This window comes from Megasphaera sp. AF13-6AC, from assembly GCF_027685385.1.
Classification (GTDB): domain Bacteria; phylum Bacillota; class Negativicutes; order Veillonellales; family Megasphaeraceae; genus Megasphaera; species Megasphaera micronuciformis.
On sequence record NZ_JAQCUN010000122.1, the window covers coordinates 1 to 3,641 of the forward strand.

Genomic DNA, 3,641 nt, shown 5'->3' on the forward strand with positions numbered 1-3,641 from the left:
CGTGAACTCGGCATCCCCTGCATTGTGGGCACAAAGAGTCGCAGCACGGAAGCTACGACGACGATTCATGACGGTGCCGACATTACGGTTGACGCAACGAACGGGGTTGTGTATGAAGGGTATGTGGAAGATCTGGTAAAACCGAAACAGGAACAGGCTCAAGGCGGGATGACTGTTGTTGAACCGGCCCCGATTACTGGCACGAAGATTTATATGAATCTCGGTAACCCCGACATGGCTGAAAAATACAGCGTATTACCTTGCGACGGTATCGGCTTGATGCGTGAAGAATTTATTTGGACGACCTTCATTCACGAACATCCGTTATATCTCATCGAAATCGGACATCCCGAACGCGTTGTCGATCAATTGGCTGAAGGTATTCGCAAGATGTGCCAGGCTATGGCACCCCGCCCGGTTACTTTGCGTTTCAGCGATTTTAAATCGAGTGAATATCGCGACCTTAAAGGCGGAGATAAGTTCGAGCCGAATGAAAGCAGTGCTCTTCTTGGATGGCGCGGTGCATCCAGATACTATGATCCGAAATACATTGAAGCTTTCAAATTGGAATTGAAAGCTGTACGTAAAGTGCGTGAAGAATTCGGTTTAAAGAACTTGAATGTTATGGTTCCTTTCTGCCGTCGCGTTGATGAAATGGAAAAAGTAGTAGCATTAATGGATGCTGAAGGACTCCATCGCGGACCGGACTTCAAGGTATGGCTTATGGCTGAAATTCCTTCGAATATTATTCTGGCCGATCAGTTCAATAAGTTTGTCGACGGGTATTCCATAGGTTCAAACGATTTGACTATGTTGGTCATGGGTTGCGACAGAGACAACGAAACGGTAGCGCCTCTCTTTGACGAACGCAACCTTGCTGTAAAACGTGCTATTCGTCACTTAATCGAAGTAGCACATAAAGAAGGCAAGACCGTATCAATTTGCGGGCAGGCACCGAGTGTATATCCGGACTTTACGGAATTCTTAATCAAGAGCGGTATAGATTCTATTTCCGTCAACCCTGATGTAGTAGCTTCGACGCGTAAGAGTGTAGCACAAATCGAACAGCGTATTCTCATGGATTCTCTCACAGGAAAGGGTAGGGCGGATACGGAAGATTACAGCTGGTAGGAATAAAGAATCCTCCCTTCTTGCAGACATACTAAAAGCCTTGCTGTTTTGGCAGCAAGGCTTTTTTTAAAAAAGAAAATATAGTATGATAAATAACAGTAGTGTACGCTGTTTTTTCACGTGTCGGAGGTGATGCACGTGTTGACGGAACGACAGGAAACAATTTTGAAAATTGTTCGGACAAATAGCCCCGTGACGGGTCAACATATTGCGGAGCAATTGCATGTTACCAGGGCGGCGTTGCGGTCGGATTTGGCCATTCTTACCATGTTGGGCCTTATTGATGCCAGACCCAAGTTAGGTTATTTCTATACGGGCAATAAGGAAGAAGATTTACTTTCGCGTGCTTTGACAGAAATTAACGTAACCGATTATCTTTCCCAACCCGTCGTAATCGATGAGAAAATGACGGCCTATGATGCGGTTATTGCTTTGTTTACGGAAGATGTGGGAACTGTATTCGTAACGGCCGCTGAAATTTTGGTCGGGCTCGTGTCGCGAAAGGATTTGTTGAAAGCCGCTATGGGCAACAATGATTTACGGACCTTACCGGTACGGATGGTTATGACACCTGTAAGTAAAATCATTTATGTTGAAGGCGATGAAAAGGCCTTAGTGGCAGCACAGCGTTTGCTGGAATTTGAAATTGACTGCTTGCCCGTTGTGCGTATTGAAGAAGACGAACAGTCGAAAAAGAAAGAGCTTCATATTTTAGGTCGTATATCAAAGACTAATATTACACGCTTATTTGCAGATTGTGCGGCAGGAAGGAGAGCCTAAATGGATAGACCTATTATTTACGCCTGCTCCGACTCCTTGGGGGAAACGGCGGAACGCGTTGCTCGAGCGGCGGCCAGCCAATATGATAAACAGGAATTTAATATAGTAAGACTTCCCTATATTCGTTCGGAACAGCAAATTGAAGAAATTGTACAAAAGGCAACGGATGAAAATGCCATGATTTGCTATACCATCATTTCTCCTGTTTTGCGTAAACGTTTGAGCACATTGGCGCAAAGTGCCCATATTCCCGTTATCGATATTATCGGACCTATGATGAACGGTATCGGCCATTTGACCGATACGGAACCGACCATTAAGGCCGGTATGATTCATCGTCTGGACGGTGAATATTTCAAGCGTGTCGATGCTATCGAATTTGCTGTTAAGTTTGACGACGGCAAAAATCCCTTAGGGTTTTTAAAGGCCGATATTGTCATCATCGGCGTTTCTCGAACGTCGAAGACCCCTTTATCCATGTATTTGGCACATAAGCGCGTAAAGGCGGCCAATCTGCCCTTGGTACCGGAAGTGCCTTTACCTCAGGAGCTATTTGAAGTACCGGCGCGGAAAATCGTAGGGCTTGTTATTGATCCGTATAAACTGAATTATATCCGGTCTGAACGGTTGCGGGCTATGGGTCTTGAACCGGATGCAAACTATGCCGATGTAGAACGAATCAATGAAGAACTGGAATATGCACAAAACGTCATGCGTCGTCTTCACTGTCCGGTTATAGACGTGTCGGCAAAGGCTATTGAAGAAACGGCTAACTTGATTTTGGATATTGTAAAACGGAATAAAGAGCTGTACGATGAGTAAAAAAACAGCCGTCTTGAAATGGAGAAGGTCACTTCAAGACGGCTGTTTTTTTATAGTTGAGGGCAGGTCTGTTCTTTTTCGGTTCGTTCAAGGCACATAAAAAGAGATGACTCGTCACAGAATCATCTCTTTTTATATTCCTTTACGCATTGCGCTGTACTTTGCCGGAACGAAGGCAACGAGTGCAAACATTAACGCGTTTTGCTTCGCCGTCTACGATGGCACGTACTCTTTGGATATTCGGTTTCCACGTTCTTTTCGTTTTCAAGTGGGAATGGCTGACGTTCATACCGCTCATGGTACCCTTGCCGCAAATTTCACAATAATTTGCCATGACGCACACACCTCCTTGCAGTGTCACAGTACAACATACAAATAATAGCATAAAAAATAAGGCAAAGCAAGAATTATTTACCTTCAAATTCCTGATTCTATACGTAAATATGATACAATAAACAAAAGGAAATAACAAGGTGTACACCTTGGGTGTGCGAAGTGACGGTGTAAAGATGATAAAGTTTATAAAGGATATAAAAGGAATAGGACCGGCCAGGGCTAAGCTGTTTGCTCGTATGAAACTTGAAACGGCAAGTGATTTGGTGCAGTATTTTCCTCGTACTTACGAAGATCGATCGAAAATACGGGCCATAAAAGATATAAGTAATAATGAGGAACAGCCCGTTCTTGTCAACGGAACCGTGAAGTCTGTCGTTGAGCTACGACCGCGGCGCGGTATGACGATTCTCAAAGTGCTAATCAGTGACGGTACGGGCGGTTTAGAACTGGTGTGGTTTAATCAGCCCTTCAAAAAGCGCCTGTTTAAGGTCGGGGAAGACGTTCATGCTTTCGGGAAAACGGAACGGGCATACGGGCGCTTGCAAATGAATTCACCGGAGGCGGAGCCGGGC

General features: G+C 44.9%; 5 protein-coding genes. 4 read left to right on the top strand and 1 reads right to left on the bottom strand.

Features of this window, described 5'->3' with window-relative positions; genetic code table 11:
• The 3 genes from PGX78_RS06755 to PGX78_RS06765 form a co-directional block, all read left to right on the top strand.
• A partial coding sequence (locus PGX78_RS06755; protein WP_333523984.1) for a putative PEP-binding protein occupies positions 1–1,131 on the top strand: 1,131 nt, incomplete at its 5' end.
• A 132-nt stretch (positions 1,132–1,263) separates the two neighbouring features.
• Positions 1,264–1,911, top strand: a complete 648-nt coding sequence (locus PGX78_RS06760) for a helix-turn-helix transcriptional regulator (RefSeq protein WP_198005671.1) — start codon at positions 1,264–1,266, stop codon at positions 1,909–1,911.
• The gene (locus PGX78_RS06765) at positions 1,912–2,733 is read left to right on the top strand and encodes a pyruvate, water dikinase regulatory protein (RefSeq protein ID WP_006941245.1); all 822 of its coding nucleotides are present in this window, start codon (positions 1,912–1,914) and stop codon (positions 2,731–2,733) included.
• A gap of 142 nt (positions 2,734–2,875) precedes the next feature.
• Here the strand turns inward: PGX78_RS06765 and rpmB are convergent, their stop codons facing one another.
• The gene (gene rpmB / locus PGX78_RS06770; protein WP_006941244.1) at positions 2,876–3,067 is read right to left on the bottom strand and encodes a 50S ribosomal protein L28; all 192 of its coding nucleotides are present in this window, start codon (positions 3,065–3,067) and stop codon (positions 2,876–2,878) included.
• Positions 3,068–3,242: 175 nt separating this feature from the next.
• On the opposite strand from rpmB, the gene PGX78_RS06775 reads away from it, so the two are divergent.
• A partial coding sequence (locus PGX78_RS06775) for an OB-fold nucleic acid binding domain-containing protein (RefSeq protein ID WP_333523987.1) occupies positions 3,243–3,641 on the top strand: 399 nt, incomplete at its 3' end.

Excerpts from the sequence above, each read along its gene's own strand:
- PGX78_RS06765 (WP_006941245.1), top strand. The coding sequence starts at position 1,912 with ATGGATAGACCTATTATTTACGCCTGCTCCGACTCCTTGGGGGAAACG.
- rpmB (WP_006941244.1), bottom strand. The coding sequence starts at position 3,067 with ATGGCAAATTATTGTGAAATTTGCGGCAAGGGTACCATGAGCGGTATG.
- PGX78_RS06760 (WP_198005671.1), top strand. The coding sequence starts at position 1,264 with ATGCACGTGTTGACGGAACGACAGGAAACAATTTTGAAAATTGTTCGG.